At 66.5% G+C, this 16,074-nt stretch carries 14 protein-coding genes; 5 read left to right on the top strand and 9 right to left on the bottom strand.

Going from position 1 to position 16,074, the window contains the following annotated elements:
• Positions 1-82 precede the first annotated feature (82 nt).
• Together ettA and AC1DX2_RS17540 are read right to left on the bottom strand one after the other, a co-directional pair.
• On the bottom strand, positions 83-1,744 hold the full coding sequence (gene ettA, locus AC1DX2_RS17545) for an energy-dependent translational throttle protein EttA (RefSeq protein WP_477197636.1): 1,662 nt from the start codon (positions 1,742-1,744) through the stop codon (positions 83-85).
• A 119-nt stretch (positions 1,745-1,863) separates the two neighbouring features.
• Positions 1,864-4,137, bottom strand: coding sequence for a DUF1631 family protein (locus AC1DX2_RS17540; protein WP_477197635.1), 2,274 nt, complete (start codon positions 4,135-4,137; stop codon positions 1,864-1,866).
• A 317-nt stretch (positions 4,138-4,454) separates the two neighbouring features.
• Here AC1DX2_RS17540 and AC1DX2_RS17535 point away from each other — a divergent pair, with 317 nt between their 5' ends.
• Together AC1DX2_RS17535 and AC1DX2_RS17530 are read left to right on the top strand one after the other, a co-directional pair.
• Complete coding sequence (locus tag AC1DX2_RS17535) at positions 4,455-6,179, top strand: DEAD/DEAH box helicase (RefSeq protein ID WP_477197634.1); 1,725 nt, start codon at positions 4,455-4,457, stop codon at positions 6,177-6,179.
• A complete protein-coding gene (locus AC1DX2_RS17530) occupies positions 6,154-6,762 on the top strand; it encodes a Rossmann-fold NAD(P)-binding domain-containing protein (RefSeq protein ID WP_477197633.1) in 609 nt (202 codons plus the stop codon). Before AC1DX2_RS17535 ends, AC1DX2_RS17530 begins: the two co-directional genes overlap by 26 nt.
• A gap of 14 nt (positions 6,763-6,776) precedes the next feature.
• On the opposite strand, the gene AC1DX2_RS17525 is transcribed toward AC1DX2_RS17530, so the two are convergent.
• Positions 6,777-8,009 carry an MFS transporter gene (locus AC1DX2_RS17525; RefSeq protein ID WP_477197632.1) on the bottom strand — a complete coding sequence of 411 codons (1,233 nt, stop codon included), beginning with the start codon at positions 8,007-8,009 and terminating at the stop codon, positions 6,777-6,779.
• Complete coding sequence (locus tag AC1DX2_RS17520; protein ID WP_477197631.1) at positions 8,002-8,475, bottom strand: MarR family winged helix-turn-helix transcriptional regulator; 474 nt, start codon at positions 8,473-8,475, stop codon at positions 8,002-8,004. Before AC1DX2_RS17520 ends, AC1DX2_RS17525 begins: the two co-directional genes overlap by 8 nt.
• A gap of 100 nt (positions 8,476-8,575) precedes the next feature.
• Between AC1DX2_RS17520 and AC1DX2_RS17515 the strand changes: the two genes are divergently transcribed.
• From AC1DX2_RS17515 to gloA, 3 genes are all read left to right on the top strand, one after another.
• The gene (locus AC1DX2_RS17515; RefSeq protein WP_477197630.1) at positions 8,576-9,136 is read left to right on the top strand and encodes a PaaI family thioesterase; all 561 of its coding nucleotides are present in this window, start codon (positions 8,576-8,578) and stop codon (positions 9,134-9,136) included.
• 169 nt (positions 9,137-9,305) lie between these two features.
• Positions 9,306-9,758 carry a hypothetical protein gene (locus tag AC1DX2_RS17510; RefSeq protein WP_477197629.1) on the top strand — a complete coding sequence of 151 codons (453 nt, stop codon included), beginning with the start codon at positions 9,306-9,308 and terminating at the stop codon, positions 9,756-9,758.
• Positions 9,759-9,889: 131 nt separating this feature from the next.
• Entirely contained in the window at positions 9,890-10,300 is a 411-nt protein-coding gene (gene gloA, locus AC1DX2_RS17505; RefSeq protein ID WP_477197628.1) for a lactoylglutathione lyase, read from the top strand.
• 16 nt (positions 10,301-10,316) lie between these two features.
• On the opposite strand, the gene AC1DX2_RS17500 is transcribed toward gloA, so the two are convergent.
• From AC1DX2_RS17500 to AC1DX2_RS17480, 5 genes are all read right to left on the bottom strand, one after another.
• Entirely contained in the window at positions 10,317-11,087 is a 771-nt protein-coding gene (locus tag AC1DX2_RS17500; protein ID WP_477197627.1) for a class I SAM-dependent methyltransferase, read from the bottom strand.
• A 159-nt stretch (positions 11,088-11,246) separates the two neighbouring features.
• A complete protein-coding gene (gene eda, locus AC1DX2_RS17495) occupies positions 11,247-11,906 on the bottom strand; it encodes a bifunctional 4-hydroxy-2-oxoglutarate aldolase/2-dehydro-3-deoxy-phosphogluconate aldolase (protein ID WP_477197626.1) in 660 nt (219 codons plus the stop codon).
• A 25-nt stretch (positions 11,907-11,931) separates the two neighbouring features.
• The gene (gene edd, locus AC1DX2_RS17490; protein ID WP_477197625.1) at positions 11,932-13,752 is read right to left on the bottom strand and encodes a phosphogluconate dehydratase; all 1,821 of its coding nucleotides are present in this window, start codon (positions 13,750-13,752) and stop codon (positions 11,932-11,934) included.
• Between the two features lie 171 nt (positions 13,753-13,923).
• Positions 13,924-15,267 (bottom strand): hypothetical protein, encoded by a 1,344-nt coding sequence (locus tag AC1DX2_RS17485; protein ID WP_477197624.1) that lies wholly within the window; start codon positions 15,265-15,267, stop codon positions 13,924-13,926.
• Positions 15,268-15,368: 101 nt separating this feature from the next.
• Positions 15,369-16,010, bottom strand: coding sequence for a GIN domain-containing protein (locus AC1DX2_RS17480; RefSeq protein ID WP_477197623.1), 642 nt, complete (start codon positions 16,008-16,010; stop codon positions 15,369-15,371).
• Positions 16,011-16,074 lie beyond the last annotated feature (64 nt).

Raw genomic sequence — 16,074 nt, 5'->3', positions numbered from 1 at the left:
TCGGCCGTTGTCGCACCGCAAAGAGAAAGGGCGACACGCCATCAAAAGCGCGCCGCCCTTGCGAGGAGCCGGAGACAACGGGTCAGTGGATCGACTTGAACCGCACCCGGTGCGGCTTGGCGCCTTCTTCACCCAGGCGCTTCTTCTTGTCGGCCTCGTACTCCTGGTAGTTGCCGCTGTAGAAGGTCCACTGGCTGTCGCCTTCGCAGGCCAGGATGTGGGTGGCGATGCGGTCCAGGAACCAGCGGTCGTGGCTGATCACCATCAGCGAGCCGGCAAACTCCAGCAGCGCGTCTTCCAGCGCGCGCAAGGTTTCCACGTCCAGGTCGTTGGACGGCTCGTCCAGCATCAGCACGTTGCCGCCGGCAATCAGCGTCTTGGCCAGGTGCAGGCGGCCGCGTTCGCCGCCTGACAAGGTGCCAACGCGCTTTTGCTGGTCGGCGCCGTTGAAGTTGAAGCGACCGCAATAGGCGCGGCTGGCCATCTGGAACTTGCCCACGTTCAGGATATCCAGCCCGTCCGACACGTCTTCCCACACCGTCTTGTCGTTCGACAAGTCGTCGCGGCTCTGGTCCACAAACGCCATCTTCACGGTGGAGCCGATCTTGACCTCGCCGCTGTCGGGTTTCTGCGAGCCGGCAATCATTCGGAACAGCGTCGATTTACCCGCACCGTTCGGGCCGATGATGCCCACGATGGCGCCGGGCGGCACCTTGAAGCTCAGGTTGTCGATCAGCACGCGGTCGCCAAAGGACTTGGTGACGTTGACGAACTCGATGACCTCCTGGCCCAGGCGGTCGGCCACCGGGATGAAGATTTCGTTGGTTTCGTTGCGCTTCTGGTATTCGAAGTCGGACAGTTCCTCAAACCGGGCCAGGCGCGCTTTGCTCTTGGCCTGGCGGGCCTTGGGGTTCTGGCGCGACCACTCCAGTTCCTTCTTCAAGGCCTTGGCGCGCGCTTCCTCGCCCTTTTGCTCCTGCACCAGGCGTTCCTGCTTCTGCTCCAGCCACGAGCTGTAGTTGCCCTTGTAGGGGATGCCGGAGCCGCGGTCCAGCTCCAGAATCCATTCGGCGGCGTTGTCCAAAAAGTAACGGTCGTGGGTGATGGCCACCACGGTGCCGGAGAAACGCTGCAGGAACTGCTCCAGCCAGTCCACCGATTCGGCGTCCAAGTGGTTGGTGGGCTCGTCCAGCAACAGCATGTCGGGCTTGGACAGCAGCAGGCGGCAGAGCGCCACGCGACGCTTTTCACCACCGGAGAGCACGCCCACCACGGCATCCCACGGCGGCAGGCGCAGCGCGTCGGCGGCAATTTCCAGCTGGTGCTCGGAATCGGTGCCAGCGGTGGCGATGATGGCTTCCAGCTCCGCCTGTTCGGCGGCCAGCGCGTCAAAGTCGGCGTTTTCCTCGCCGTAGGCGGTGTACACCTCTTCCAGCCGGGCCTTGGCGGCAAACACCGCGCCCATGCCTGCCTCTATGCTCTCGCGCACCGTGTGGGTCGGGTCCAACTGCGGCTCCTGCGGCAGGTAGCCGATGCGCAGGTTGGGCATGGGCATGGCCTCGCCCTCGATCTCCTTGTCCAGGCCGGCCATGATCTTCAGCAGCGTGGACTTGCCAGAACCGTTGGTGCCCAGCACGCCGATCTTGGCACCGGGGAAGAAACTCAGCGAAATGTCTTTGAGGATGTGGCGCTTCGGCGGCACGATCTTGCCGACGCGGTTCATCGTGAATACGTATTGGGCCATGGTGTCTTTGGGGTGTCTTCTGTAGGAAATTTCCGGGAAATATCCGGAACAACCCTGCATTATCCCAGTTACGGCCCAGCGGGATATTTCAATCCCCTTTCAACCCACTTCTGCCGGCTTCAGTCGCCTTCGTCAGGCTGCTCCAGCTTGTTCTGCATGGCTTGCTGGGCCACCGCATCCAGCGCGTTGTCCAGCAGCCGGCCGTCGGAGACGATGCGGATCTGCTCGCGGGCGCGCAGCCGCTCCATGGTGCGGCGTGACATGGAATGCGCGCTGCCGGCGTGCGAGACGAACATGAACAGCGTGCGGTGCGGGCTGGACCAGGTCAACTGGGCGCGCACCCAGGCGCCCTCCACCATCAACTCCACCCAGGCGCCAGTGTTCAGGTCGGACACGGACCAGACCCGGGGCGCGTTGTCGCTGGCGCGCCGGCCCACCAGGGGCGTGGCGGCGGCTTCTTCCAACGCGTCCTCGGCCAGGTAGCCGGATTCCTGGGCCTCGTCTTCGCCAACCCAGAAGCCGTCGCTGCCGCTCATTTCGGCAAAGCGCGACTCGATGGCTTCCTCGGCCTGTTCCTCGCGCGCAGGTGCTTCGGCCGGCTGCGCCGCCTTGTCGGCCTGGCGCCGCGCGGCCGACTGGCGCACGTACTCAAACACCTTTTCGTGCAGCGCAATCAGCTCGTCAAAAAACACCGGGATGCGCTCTTGCGGGTAGCGGATCAGCTGCAGGCCCTGGCGAATTTTCACCAGCAGCTGCGGGATCAGCTGCACCAGGCGGGCGCGGTTGCGCCGCGCCAGGCGCGGCTGCACGCTCCAGATCAGGTCGTCCACCAGCGCCATGTAGCCGTCGCTGTCGGCATTGCCGTCGGTGCAGTTCAGTTGTGCCTGGGCCACCACCTGGGCCCAGGGGCCCAGCAGGAAGGCGCTGATCAGCTCGGGCATCTCGCTCTTCTGCTTTTTCAAGCGCTCGCGAAACTCGGTGGCCAGGCTTTGCGCCAGCATGTTGCGCTGCTCGGCGCGCAACAGCGCGCGCGCGGCTTCCTCATTTCGGTGGCGCTGGGCCGCTTCCTCGTGCGCCCAGCCGGCCTCCAATTGCGCCAGTTGCTGCGCAAAGGCGCCGGCATCGGCGGCGCCCTGCCCCAGCGCCGCCACGGCGCCAGTCATCACCTGCAGGAAGCCGTCGTAGCCGTCGGCACTTTCGGTGGAATAGGCCAGGCTGCGGTGCGTCAGCCGGTCCAGGAACTGGCGCGCCGGGTGCTGGCGGTCGCTGAAAAACCGCGGGTCGCCCTGCGACAGCCGCAACAGCACCGGCTCCAGCGCGGCGATCTGCGCGCGCACGCGGCTGGGCAGGCGCTGGTCGGCCATCAGGTTCTCCAGCATCAGGCGCACCACTTCTTCGCCCAGTTGCTGGCCCAGGCGCTTGGCCGGCGGCTCGTCGGCGGCGATGCCTGTGCCGGACGAGCGCACCACGTTCAGTGGCGGGTGGGCGACCGCACTGGCGGCTTTTTGTGCCAGCCGCTTCATCATCGGCTCCAGCAGCTTCAGGTCTTCCAGCGCCACCAGCGAGGCCGGCACGGTGTGGTTGAACTCCTTGCCTTCGCCGCCGCCCAGGCCGACAAAGCTGAGGTCGATCTCGGTGTTCAGCAGGCGGCGCAGCTTGTCCAGCGTCAGCAGTGTGCGGCTGACCGGGTTGTCCGTGCGGGTGCCGCCCACCGGGCTCAGGCCGGCGGCCTGGCCCACCGGCTCCACGCCATGGGTGCGCAGCCAGGAGGTGATTTCGGCATACAACAGGCGCAGGCTGACTCCCAGCAACCCGGCGGCCGGCGTGATGATGGCGCGACGTGCCTCTTCGCTGGGCACGTGCTCGGTCAGCGTTTCGCGCAGTGCGCGCACGAACGCCTCGGGTTTCAACGGGTTGAGCTGGGGCTGCACCGTCACCCAGCCCATCAGGCTGCTGATGAAACCGTTGAGCGCGGGCAAGGTGTCATTGACCGACAGGTCCACCTCCTGCTGGGCCAGCGCGAACTCGATGCTGGCGTCGATCTGGTTTTCCTCGAACAGCTGCAGCTCTTCATAGCGCACCACCGGCTTGGCATCCTGGGCGCTGCCGCCGCTGTAATAGACCGCCTGGCGCAGCTGAGCGGCAAAGGTCTTCTTCACCGCTGACGGTTGCTCGCACAGGCTGGCAACGGCGGCCTTGCTGGCTGCGTTCTGGCCCAGTGGAGAGCTCTTGCCCCCCTTGACCTGCGTCGCCGACAGGGCCAGCCCGTCCAGGATGTTGCTCATCAACTCCTCGGCGTGGCTCAGCACGGCCTCGATGCAACCTTGCAGCGTCGGCCGCACCTGCGTGGGGTCGTCGGCCACGCCCATCCATTGCATGGAAAATTTGCTCATTCGGCGGATTTCCTGGGGCTTGACCAGAGATTGTCACCTCTGCTTCTCATTCTGAACAGGCCTGGACCGGCGCAGAAACATCTTGTTGCACGAATGCCCGTGCCAGGCGGAAAAAGCAGGCTGCCGGCAGGCCGGCGCCTATCCATGCGATAATACGCCCTGTCGTGTGCTCCAGTTGCCCGCGACGTCAGCAACTCGCTGAGGGCCGCGCAACCCGCGCAGCGCCCATTTTTTAAATCCATCTGCCTCTCACTGGACCGTGCGGCAACGCGCGGTACAGGCCGATATCCCAAGCGCTCAGGATTGAGCGCCAAACTATGACTTTCGAAGAATTGAAACTGGCTCCGGCCATTGTCCGGGCTGTGCGCGAGCAGGGCTACGAAACCCCCACCGCGATCCAGGCCCAGGCTATCCCGCTGGTGCTGGAAGGCCACGACCTTCTGGGCGGCGCCCAGACCGGCACCGGCAAGACCGCTGCCTTCGTGCTGCCCATGCTGCACCGCCTGTCCATGGCGCGCAGTGCGCAAAGCAAATTCGGCGGCACCGGCATCCGTGCCCTCGTGCTGACCCCCACCCGTGAACTGGCCGCCCAAGTGGAAGAGTCGGTGCGCGTGTATGGCAAGTTCCTGCAACTGAGCTCCACCGTGATCTTCGGCGGCGTCGGCATGAACCCGCAGATCAGCAAGCTGCGCTCCGGCGTGGACATCCTGGTGGCCACACCGGGCCGCCTGCTGGACCTGATGGGCCAGGGCGTGTGCGACCTGGGCCAGGTGCAGATGCTGGTGCTGGACGAGGCCGACCGCATGCTGGACATGGGCTTCATCCACGACGTCAAGAAAGTGCTGGCCGTGCTGCCGAAGGACAAGCAGAGCCTGCTGTTCTCCGCCACCTTCAGCGACGAAATCCGCGACCTGGCCACCGGCCTGTTGCGCAACCCGCAGAGCGTGCAGGTGACGCCGCGCAACACCACGGTGCAGCGCATCACCCAGGTCATCCACCCGGTGGGCCGGGGCAAGAAGAAGGCGCTGCTCGCGCACATCATCAACGAGTACAACTGGAGCCAGGTGCTGGTGTTCACCCGCACCAAGTTCGGCGCCAACAACGTCGCCGAGTTCCTGGGCAAGAACGGCATCACCGCCATGGCCTTGCACGGCAACAAGAGCCAGTCGGCCCGCACGCAGGCGTTGAGCGGCTTCAAGACCGGCGAAATCCGCGCGCTGGTGGCCACCGACATCGCTGCCCGCGGCATCGACATCGACGAGCTGCCGCACGTGGTGAACTACGAGATCCCCAACGTCTGCGAGGATTATGTGCACCGCATCGGCCGCACCGGCCGCGCTGGCGCCGAGGGTGCCGCCGTCAACCTGGTGTGCCTGGACGAAGAAGGCTTCATGCAGGAGATCGCCCGCTTCACCAAGCAGCAGATCCCGACGCAGGTGATTGACGGCTTTGGCCCGGAAGAGAACGAACGCGCCGAGCCCATCGCCATGGGCCGCCAGACCATCTGGGGTGGCGCTGGCAAGCCGCCCAGCCGCGAGGTGATGGCGGCGGCCGCCAAGGCCGCCCGCACCGAAATGCTGCAGCGCGTGCGCGAAAAGAAGGCCACCACGGGTGGCGCAGGCGGTGGTGGTGGCGCAGGCCGTGGCCATGGCGGCGGCAATGGTGGCGGTGGCCGTGGCGGCCAGCGCAGCAGCCAACCTGTTGGCGACCAGCAACCCCGCTCGCACGCCAGCCGCCCGCCGGGCCAAGGCCAGGGCCGCAGCGCACCGCGCAGCGGTGGTGGCGGCTACGGCAACCCCGCACATGCCGGCGCGCAAGCGCCGCGCGCCCCGCAAGGTGGCGGTGCCGGTGGCCAGCCCGATCCGATGCGCACTGGCGTGGATATGATGGTTGAACGTGGCGCGCGCCGAGGCGGCGGCGGTTACGGTGGTCAGCGCAGCGGAGGTGGCGGCTATGGCGGCGGTGGATACGGCGGTGGCGGTGGTGGCCGGGGCAACGGGTCTCGTGGGTCGGGCGGTGGTCGCGGCCCTGCTGGCCGATAAGACTTACCGAGCCATTCACACGCTGGGCAGGCGCAGCCTGCCCACGCAACATGCCAAGCTGACACAGCACACGGTGGACCTGGCGGCATTACCCGCCCTGTCCACCTTGACCGGCTCCGTGCACCATGTGTACATCGCGCTGGGCACCACCATCAAAATAGCGGGCAACCAGGACGCCTTCAGGGCGGTGGACCTGGATGCCGTCGTTGCCGTGGCGAAGGCCGCGCGTGCGGCAGGCGCCACCCGGCTGGGCGTGGTCAGCGCCATGGGCGCCAACGCGCAGTCCATGGTGTTCTACAACCGCATCAAGGGTCAGATGGAAGAGGCGGTGTCGGCCCTGGGCTTTGACACCGTGGTCATCGCCCGCCCGTCATTGATCGACGGCGACCGCGACGCCCTGGGCCAACCGGGCCGCAGCGGCGAGTCGCTGGCCATGCTGAGCATGCGGCTGTGGCGGCCGCTGATTCCGGCCAATTACAAATCCGTCAGCCCCGACAAAATAGCCCGTGCGCTGATCGCCCATGTGCAGGCCGGCAAGCCGGGCAAACAGGTGCTGTTGTCCGGCATCTTGCAGGACTACTGACACCCACCGCTTGCTCACGCGGCCTTCAACGCTGGCGCCAGCTTGGCTTCCTTGATGGGAAGGTGGATCAGCGCCGCGCCTATGGCCAGCACCACGTCCATGTACCAGATCCAGTTGTAGTTGCCCGTGGCTTCAAACACCTTGCCGCCCAGGAAGGCGCCGAGGAAGCCGCCCAACTGGTGCGTCAACATCACCACGCCAAACAGCGTCGCCATGTTGGCGGTGCCGAAGAACTTGGCCACCAGGCCGGCCGTGGGCGGCACGGTGGACAGGAAGGTCAGGCCCATCACGGCGGCGAACACCAGCATCACCGTGCCGTCCTTGGGCACCAGCAGGAAGATGACGATGGCCAGCGCACGGCTGGCATACACCAGCGACAGCAGCGACTTCATGCGCCAGCGCCCCACCGCCCAGCCCATGGCGACACTGCCCACGATGTTGAACAGCCCCAGGATGGCCAGCGACCAGGCGCCAAACTGCACCGGCAGCCCGCACGAGGCCACCACACCCGGCAGGTGCGTGGCCAGGAAGGCGACGTGAAAGCCGCAGACGAAAAAGCCGCCGGCCAGCATCAGGTAGCTGGGGTTGCGCAGCGCGGTGCGAATGGCCTCCCGGGTGCTGACCGGCTTGGCGGCAGCGCCGCTGGCCGCAGCGGCCTGCAGCGAATTGCCCTTCAGCAGATAAGCCGCCGGCAGCGCCAGCAGCACCAGCAGGCCCATCACCTGCATGGCGTTGGCCCAGCCCACGCTGACCATCAGGAAGCCGGCAATCGGCGCCATGACGAACTGGCCGAAGGAGCCCCCGGCGTTGACGATGCCGGTGGCCAGGCCACGCTTTTCTGGCGGCAGCAGCCGCGTGGTGGCGGCCATCAGCACCGCCGGGCCGGCCATGCCGGCACCGCCTGCAGCCAGCACGCCAATGGCAAAGATCAGGCCGGCGGTGCTGGTCATGAACGGCGTCAGGAACGTGCCCAGCGCCACCAGCACCACGCCGGTGAACAGCACGCGGCCGGCACCCACCTTGTCGGCCATGGCGCCGGCAAACGGCTGCGTCAGCCCCCACCACAGTTGGCCAAAGGCGAACGCCAGGCTGATGCTGCCCAGACCCAGCCCGGTGGCGGTGTTCAGCGAGCCCAGGAACAGTCCCATGGTCTGGCGCGTGCCCATGGTCAGTGCGAAGGTGCCGGCCGCGGCCAGCAGCACCAGCCACAGTGCCGTGCGGGCGTTTTTCTTACCTGCCTCAGTCATCGATTTCTCCGTCTTCCACCGGGGACAGCAGCGCCAGCGCCTCGTCCACCAGTGCATGCAGGGCCACCACGCGTTGCGGGCTCAGCAGTTGGTTGATGTCTTGCTGCGCCACTTTCCAGCGGCGCTGCGCTTCGGTGCGCTTGTCGCGCCCGGCCTCGGTGATGGCCACCAGCCGGCTGCGGCCGTCCGACCCCGCAGTGAGGGTGACCCAGCCGGCGGTGATCAGGGGTTTCAGGTTGCGCGTCAGCGTGGAGGCGTCCACCTTCATCACACGCGCCAGCTCGCCCGGCCGCAAGGGCCCCAGCTTGACCACATAGGACAGCAGCGAATACTGCGTGCCGCGCAAACCGGTCTTGCCGACCTCGTGGTCATAGTGCTGCGCCACGCGGCGCATCAGTTGGCGCAGCTTCAGATTGGTGCAGCCCTGGGGCTGCGCCTGAGCGGGTTGCGGGGTGGCGGTGTCCATGGTAAACGATTGTATCTGCAATTTTTGCATATGCAACTATTTTGGCTAGAATAGCCATATTGCCAACCCACCGTTCACGCATTTCTGGAAAGACCCGACCATGAGCACCAACGCCCCCGCCGTTTCCCTGGACGCCACCTGGCTGGCCCAAGAGCAGGACATCACCCAGCGCCTGAACGCCGCCGCCGGCGTGGGCGTGGCCCGAAGGGACCAGGTGGACGGTAAAAGCGGCCTGGAGATGATGCAGGCCATGCTGCGCGGCGAGCTGCCCTACCCGCCCATCGCCAAGACGCTGAGCTTTCAGCTGATCGAGGTCAGCGAGGGTCGCGCCGTGTTCCAGGGCTCGCCGGGGCCAGACCACCTGAACCCCATGGGCGGTATCCACGGCGGCTGGTATGCCACGCTGCTGGACTCGGCGCTGGGCTGCGCGGTGCACACCATGATGCCGCCGGGCCGGGGCTACACCACGGCCGAGTTGAGCGTCAACCTGGTGCGCGCCATCAACCCCGCCAAGACACCGCGCGTGCGCGCCGAGGGCAAGGTGATCCACTGCGGCCGGCAATTGGCCACCGCCGAGGCGCGGCTATTCGCGCCGGACGGCACCCTGTTCGCGCACGCCACCACTACCTGCCTGGTGTTTGAACTGCCTGCCGCCAAGTAAGCCCCCGCATACACGGCGCCACACCTCAAATGCCCCTTGGTCCAGGGGTCAATGCCCGCTTTCTCGCCTTCAAGGGCATGGAAGTTGCTTTACATTTGATGCGTGGCACGCGTGACCCAGCCCTGCGTGCCATGGTTTTCACATACAAAATGCATGGAAGGAAAAGGGTATGAAACAACATCACATTTCGAGCAACCCCCGTCTCAAAAGCACGGCCATGGGTCTGCTGGCTCTGACCACGGCGGCCTTGACCATGGGCACGGCCAACGGCCAGTCCACCCCAGGTGACTGGATAGAGGTGCGCGGCGGTGCGTGGTCGGTGGACACCGGTACCTATGTGGACATGGCCAGCCGGGTGCAAAAAGCGGCCGACACGGCGCCCAAGCCCGCAGCCGATGCCAAGGCAGTCCCATTGGACAGCTACACCATGCAGTACCAGGGCGTGATGCAGGGCAGCAACAAACTGATCCACATCGTGGGCGCCTGCAAAGTCGAAGAGGCCATGATGCGCAAGCTGGCGGCGCAATGGAACGTGGCTGCTGCAGGCGGCGGCGTGTGCTACTTTGAGGCCGACTACAACCCGGCCAGCAAGAGCTTCATCAAATTCACCTTCAACAGCTAGGACCTGGCCCCCACGTCCGGCACTGCGTGTCCGTCCTGCCCCCCGAGGGGGCCGCAAGTTCCCTTGGGGCGGCCCGGCGGGAACTTGGTGCCGGCTGGCAGATTCCAGCGCGCGCATGCACAATCCGGTGCATGAGACTACTGCACACCATGCTGCGCGTTGGCAACCTTCAGCGCTCGATCGATTTCTACACCCAGGTGCTGGGCATGAAGCTGCTGCGCACCTCGGACAACCCCGAGTACAAGTACACGCTGGCCTTCGTCGGTTACGGCAACAACCCCGAGCACGCCGAGCTGGAGCTGACCTACAACTACGGCGTGGACAGCTATGAGCTGGGCACCGCCTATGGCCACATTGCGCTGGGCGTGCCCGACGTGGCCGACGCCTGCGTCCGCATCAAGGCCAATGGCGGCAATGTCACCCGCGAGCCAGGGCCGGTGAAGGGCGGCACCACGGTGATCGCCTTCATCACCGACCCGGATGGGTACAAGGTGGAGCTAATACAGCGGGCAGAAAACGCGGCAGGCGGCGGGCTGCGCTGACACGCCGGCACCCTGCTCAGGGCTTGAGCAGCAGCCCTTGTCCGGTAGGCAACTCCAGAATCTCCAGCCCGTGGCTGGCCACGATCGGATCCAGCGCGGCCTTTTGCGCCGAATAGGACCACCAGCCGTAATCGTCGAACACGATGGCGCCGCCGCGCGACAGCCTGGGCAGCACCTGGCTGAGCGCACCCGCCTCGGCGACCGGGTGGTTCATGTCGATGTGGGCGAACGCAATGGTCTCGGGAAAGCCCTGTGCAAACGATTCCGGCACCGAGCCCTTGATGACCTGCACGAACGGGTAGCCCGCAAAACGCCGCAGCACGTCTTCGTACATCTGGTCGTTCGCATGCGCTTCCAGCCGGGTGTGTTCGTCGCCCGGATTCCAGTGAAACAAGTCGTACAGGTAGTAGCGCTTGCCCAGCCCCGCGAAGTCTATGCGTTGCGCCACCTGCGAGGCGGTCAAGCCGGTGTAGCAGCCCAGCTCCAGGAAGTCGCCTTCGGCACGCGTGGCGAACTGGGCGAAGTACAGCAACTGGTAGCGGCGCCACACGGTGCTCTTTTCGATCAAGTTCAGGTCGGCATCGTCCGTCAGCTGGTTCAGGAAAAACGGCTCGCGCAGAAAGCTCAGGTTGCGGTTCCAGGTGATCAGGTTGTCGGCCGCGAACATCGTGGCGCCCTGGTCGAAGACGGCCTCGCGCAACAGGTTCAGCGCCTGCTGGTACTTGTCCTGGTTGATGACGTTGAAGCTGCCACCCGACATGCGCAGCGGCTCGATTCTCGGCAACATGGCTGCGCCCCTTGAATAAAAGGAGGCGGCACCGCGCTGGTGATGACCGGCTATGCGCACGCGGTGGCCTCGGGGGGTATTCTGGCGTGGGCGCGGGCCTGCAATGCGTTGATTTGGGCGGGGAGAAACCGGCTATTTCCGGCCGACTGCTTTCGGCCGTTATGGCCGCAATGCCACGGCCTCGCGCGCCAGCTCGGTGATGCGCTGCCAGTTGCCGCTCGCCATCAAATCCAATGGCGCCAGCCACGAGCCGCCCACGCACACCACGTTGGGCAGCGCCAGCAGTTCCCGGGCGTTGGCGGGCGTGACGCCACCGGTGGGGCAGAAGCGCACGTCGCCAAACGGGCCGCCCCAGGCCTTCAGCATCGCCGTGCCGCCAGCTTGCATGGCGGGGAAGAATTTCAGCTCGTTGAAACCATCCTGCTGCGCCATCATGATCTCGCTGCCGGTGGCCACGCCGGGCAGCAGCGGCAGTTTGACTTCGCGGCAGGCGCGGCCCACCTCGTTGGTGTAGCCGGGGCTGACGGCAAAGCGCGCGCCGGCCACGGCCGCTGCCTGTGCATCGGCGCGGGTGCGCACGGTGCCAGCACCCACCACGGCTTCGGGCACCTGTTTGGCGATGGCCTCCATGCAGGCCAGCGCCTGCGGCGTGCGCAGCGTGATCTCCAACATGCGTATGCCGCCGGCCAGCAGCGCGCGCGCCAGGGGCACGGCGTGGGCGACGTCGCTGAGCACGATGACGGGGATGACGGCGGCGTCCTGCATCACTTGCAGGGCGGTCAGCGGGGTGTTGGCGGGTGTGGTCATGTTGTCGGCCATGTCTTGTTGTCGTTGAATCTTCGCGTCACAGCCAACTGCAGGCACCCTGCTCGGCCGCCAGCGCACTGCGCCGCATGCCGGCGAACAGCTCGCGGCCCAGGCCGACGGCGTTGGCGTCTTGCAGCGCCTGCGGCATCTGCGCCAACGCGCGCGCGGCCCATTCGGCGTCATCCACCAGCGCGCTCAGCGTGCCGGCGGGCGCGTCCAGCCGCAGCACGTCACCATCCTTCACTTTGGCCAACGGTCCGCCGCTGGCCGCCTCGGGCGACACGTGGATGGCGGCCGGCACCTTGCCGGAGGCCCCGCTCATGCGGCCGTCTGTCACCAGCGCCACCTTGTAACCCTTGCCTTGCAGCACGGCCAGCGGGGGGGTGAGCTTGTGCAGCTCGGGCATGCCGTTGGCCTGAGGGCCTTGCCAGCGCACCACACAGACAACGTCACGGTCCAGCTCGCCGGCCTTGAAGGCGGCTTGCAGCGCTTCCTGCGAATCGAACACGCGGCACGGCGCCTCCACCACATGGCGGTCATCCGGCACGGCCGACACCTTGATCACACTGCGCCCCAGGTTGCCCTGCAGCAGCGCCAGACCGCCGGTGGGGCTGAAGGGCTGAGCGGCTGGGCGCACCACGCCTTCGTCCTTGCTGGCGCCCACGGTGGACCAGCGCAGCGCGCCGCCCTCTTGCGCTTCGGGCACGCCGGTGTATTCGCGCAGGCCGCCGGGCCGCACGGTCAGCACGTCCTCGTGCATCAGGCCAGCGTCCAGCAACTCGCGGATGATGTAGCCAGGCCCGCCTGCGGCCTGGAACTGGTTGACGTCGGCCGAACCGTTGGGGTAGACGCGGGCCAGCAGCGGCACCACGGCGGAGAGTTCGGCAAAGTCGTCCCAGTCGATGGTGATGCCCGCCGAGCGCGCCACCGCCACCCAATGGATCAGGTGGTTGGTGGAGCCGCCGGTGGCCAGCAGCGCCACCATGGCGTTGACGATGCAGCGCTCGTCCACCACCCGGCCAATGGGCGCGTAGCGCTTAGCCAACGTGATGTCCAGCACGGTGCGGGCGGCCTCGCGCGTCAGCTCGGCACGCACCGCGTTGCCGGGGTTGATGAAGGCGGTGCCCGGCACATGCAGGCCCATGGCTTCCAGCAGCATCTGGTTGCTGTTGGCGGTGCCGTAAAAGGTGCAGGTGCCCTCGCCGTGGTAGGCCTTGCTCTCGGCAGCCAGCAGCGCCTCGCGGCCCACCAGGCCTTGCGCGGCCTGCTCGCGCACCTTGGCCTTCTCGTTGTTGGGCAGGCCCGAGGTCATGGGCCCGGCCGGCACGAACACCGTGGGCAGGTGGCCAAAGTGCAACGCGCCGATCAGCAGGCCCGGCACGATCTTGTCGCACACGCCCAGCATCAGCGCGCAATCAAACACATCGTGGCTCAGCGACACGGCAGTGGCCATGGCGATGGTGTCGCGCGAGAACAGGCTCAGCTCCATGCCCGGCGTGCCCTGCGTCACGCCATCGCACATGGCCGGCACGCCGCCGGCCACCTGGGCAGTGGCGCCCAGTCGGCGCGCTTCGGTTTTGACGATGTCGGGGTAGTGCTGCAGCGGTGCGTGCGCCGACAGCATGTCGTTGTAGGCGGTGACGATGGCGATGTTGGGGGCCTTTTCAGCCACCACACGCAGCTTGTCGTTGGCCGGCAGCGCGGCAAAGGCATGGGCCACATTGGCGCAGCCCATGCGCTCAGCCCCAGGCTTGCGGCCGGCGGCGGCGTCCAGCCGGGCCAGGTAGGCGCCGCGGCTTTCGGCGCTGCGCGCGCGCAGGCGCTGGGTGACGGTTTCGATGGTGGTGTGGAGTTTCATGGTTTCATCGAAAATTGGTAACTTAATTACAACCTCGATGGTACTCCCGAAACCAGGCTTTGCAAGCGGCACGGGTTACCAACCCGGTACCAAACAGGCCTTGCAGGACAGCCTGCGGTACCCGCAACGGGTGGGGCGGCCCGGCCAGGGCCACCCCAGCCAAGCCCCTGCTCAACGACCGAACAAACCCTTCAACAAGGTGCCCACGCCGGGCGCCTCCTGTTGCTGCGGCTGCTGGGGCTGTTGCGGGTTGGGGTTGCCGCGCTCACCGCGCTCGTTGCCACCAGGCATACCGCCCAGCATGGAGAACAGGCTGGACTTGCTGCGCACCTTCACCTGCCAGTCCGGCTCATAAGGCACCTTGGGGTCAGTGGGCCGCTTCGGGTACGCCAGGAACGACTCGCCGCCATAGGCCACCATGCGCAGCATGCCTGCGCCGTCTTCGCCGAAGATGCCCTTGGGCACCGTGCACTTGGTGGTGGTGGGCGGCAGCACCACCTTGTCTTTCACCCACTGCTCGATGCTGCCATTGGTGGCGTAATCCATCAGCGCGTAACCCATCTCGGGCAGCTCGCTGGAGGTCCAGATCACCATCTCGGCGCTGTCGCTGCCACCGCCGCGGCGGCCACCGCCCTGGCCGCCCATCACGCTGATGAAGTAGCCGCGTGCGTAGGTCACCATCTGCCATTCCAGCTGCACCGCGCCGCCCGGACCCTGCTTTTGCTGCGTCAACGCAATCGGCGCCAGGAAATCCTGCCGGTCGTCCAGCACGAACTTGAAGTTGTCAGGCATGCCGGCGCCGCTGATCTGATGATCCCCGGCCAGCTGGGCCGACTCGGGCACGCGGCGGTCGTCCTGCTTGTTGGGCCAGGACGGCTCGCCATAACGCAGACGCGCGCCACGGCTGTTGCTGGAGCGCATGGTGAAGAACTTGGTGTAGTCCTCCATGCTGGACTTGGACATGTCCAGCGTGCGCGGCTGGCCCGGACGAATGGTGTCGCCGCAGCCCCAGTAGACCGAAATCTTGGCGTTGGGCTTGGGCTTCTCGTACTCCACCGGCGGCTCGGTGTCGCCCGGGGGCAGCGGCTTTTCCGGCGGCGGCGGTGAAATCAGCTTCAGCGGCGTGGCAAAGAAGGTGGTGACCACCGCCTGGCCGGCCTCTTGCAGCCCAGGGTTCTTCAGGTTGCCGACCGAGATGTCAACATACTTGCCCGGCGCGCCAAAGCCCTGGCCATGGGTGCTGCCGAAGGTGTTGCCACCGGATGCTCCACCCCCACCTGCGCCGCCGCCACCCAACATGCCGCCCAAGGCGCCCATCATGCCGCCGGACTGCCCGCCGCGCGCCATGCCGGCCATCATGCCCATGCCGGGGATGTCGCTGGAATTGGTGGCCAGGTCAATGTAGGCCGTGGCCTTGGGCGGCTTGGTGACCTGTGTCTGGGCGGTGGCGAGCAGCGGCAGGGCCGCGGCCAGCGCGGCCGCGAGCACCGTCAGGGGGCGGGGAGTGGCAAACATGCAGACAAACCTTTCGAGCGGGGACAAAGCCGCGCAGCGTAAACGATTTCTGCATGTTTGCAAAGCCGGCGGGACCGGCCTGATACGAGGCTGATACGAAATCAGTCCCCGGCGCTGACGCTGCCTATGCCGCCCACCGTCTTGTTGACGCGGGCCGGCCGGCCGTAATAGGTCAAGGAGCCAATGCCGTTGACGGTGGCGTTCAGCGTCTCGCTGGCGCGCACGCTGGTGGAGCCCACGCCCTCCAGAACGGCGTCGACGCGGCGGGCGGACAGTTCTCTGGCATCCAGCAGGCCCACGCCCTGGGCGCGCAGCGTGAAGCTGTCTACCTTGCCGTTGACACCCAGGGCACCCACGCCACGGTAGATCAGCTCGAAGCGTTCGCCGCTGACGTGGTTCAGTTCGGTCATGCCGGCACCTTCCATCTGGAACTGTTTGAGCTGCGGCATGGTGATGGTGACGCGCACGCCGTTGTCGCCGATACTGATGCGGCGGTCCTTGTCCTTCTGCTGGCTCAGCACCAGCTCGTCACCCACCACCTCGGTGGTGACCTGGGCCAGCATCCAGTCCTCGCCCCGGATGGTCACGGACTGCTTGGGGCCGACCTCCACCACCAGCTTGAAGGCGCCCTTGCTGCTGATGGACTTGAAATCCGGCAGGGTGCGGGTTTGCTCGGCGGCTTGGCACAGGGGGGCCACAGTCAGAATGCTACCCAGCAGGCCCCAGACAATCAGTTGACGCATCACACGCTCCGGAAAAGGTTGTTCGATGGCTGCAGTGTGCGCCGTGCAAGCGGCGGCGCCCAGC

Source organism: Hylemonella sp. P2_B10 (genome assembly GCF_056404875.1).
The sequence above is the reverse complement of the archived record's forward strand: the minus strand, read 5'-3'. Positions and strand labels throughout refer to the sequence as shown.

What these genes read in the sequence shown, in the direction of transcription:
- eda (WP_477197626.1), bottom strand. Translation starts at nt 11,906, where the DNA reads ATGGCCGACAACATGACCACACCCGCCAACACCCCGCTGACCGCCCTG.
- AC1DX2_RS17485 (WP_477197624.1), bottom strand. Translation starts at nt 15,267, where the DNA reads ATGTTTGCCACTCCCCGCCCCCTGACGGTGCTCGCGGCCGCGCTGGCC.
- AC1DX2_RS17520 (WP_477197631.1), bottom strand. Translation starts at nt 8,475, where the DNA reads ATGGACACCGCCACCCCGCAACCCGCTCAGGCGCAGCCCCAGGGCTGC.
- AC1DX2_RS17500 (WP_477197627.1), bottom strand. Translation starts at nt 11,087, where the DNA reads ATGTTGCCGAGAATCGAGCCGCTGCGCATGTCGGGTGGCAGCTTCAAC.
- gloA (WP_477197628.1), top strand. Translation starts at nt 9,890, where the DNA reads ATGAGACTACTGCACACCATGCTGCGCGTTGGCAACCTTCAGCGCTCG.
- AC1DX2_RS17535 (WP_477197634.1), top strand. Translation starts at nt 4,455, where the DNA reads ATGACTTTCGAAGAATTGAAACTGGCTCCGGCCATTGTCCGGGCTGTG.
- AC1DX2_RS17525 (WP_477197632.1), bottom strand. Translation starts at nt 8,009, where the DNA reads ATGACTGAGGCAGGTAAGAAAAACGCCCGCACGGCACTGTGGCTGGTG.
- AC1DX2_RS17540 (WP_477197635.1), bottom strand. Translation starts at nt 4,137, where the DNA reads ATGAGCAAATTTTCCATGCAATGGATGGGCGTGGCCGACGACCCCACG.
- AC1DX2_RS17515 (WP_477197630.1), top strand. Translation starts at nt 8,576, where the DNA reads ATGAGCACCAACGCCCCCGCCGTTTCCCTGGACGCCACCTGGCTGGCC.
- edd (WP_477197625.1), bottom strand. Translation starts at nt 13,752, where the DNA reads ATGAAACTCCACACCACCATCGAAACCGTCACCCAGCGCCTGCGCGCG.
- AC1DX2_RS17480 (WP_477197623.1), bottom strand. Translation starts at nt 16,010, where the DNA reads ATGCGTCAACTGATTGTCTGGGGCCTGCTGGGTAGCATTCTGACTGTG.
- AC1DX2_RS17510 (WP_477197629.1), top strand. Translation starts at nt 9,306, where the DNA reads ATGAAACAACATCACATTTCGAGCAACCCCCGTCTCAAAAGCACGGCC.
- ettA (WP_477197636.1), bottom strand. Translation starts at nt 1,744, where the DNA reads ATGGCCCAATACGTATTCACGATGAACCGCGTCGGCAAGATCGTGCCG.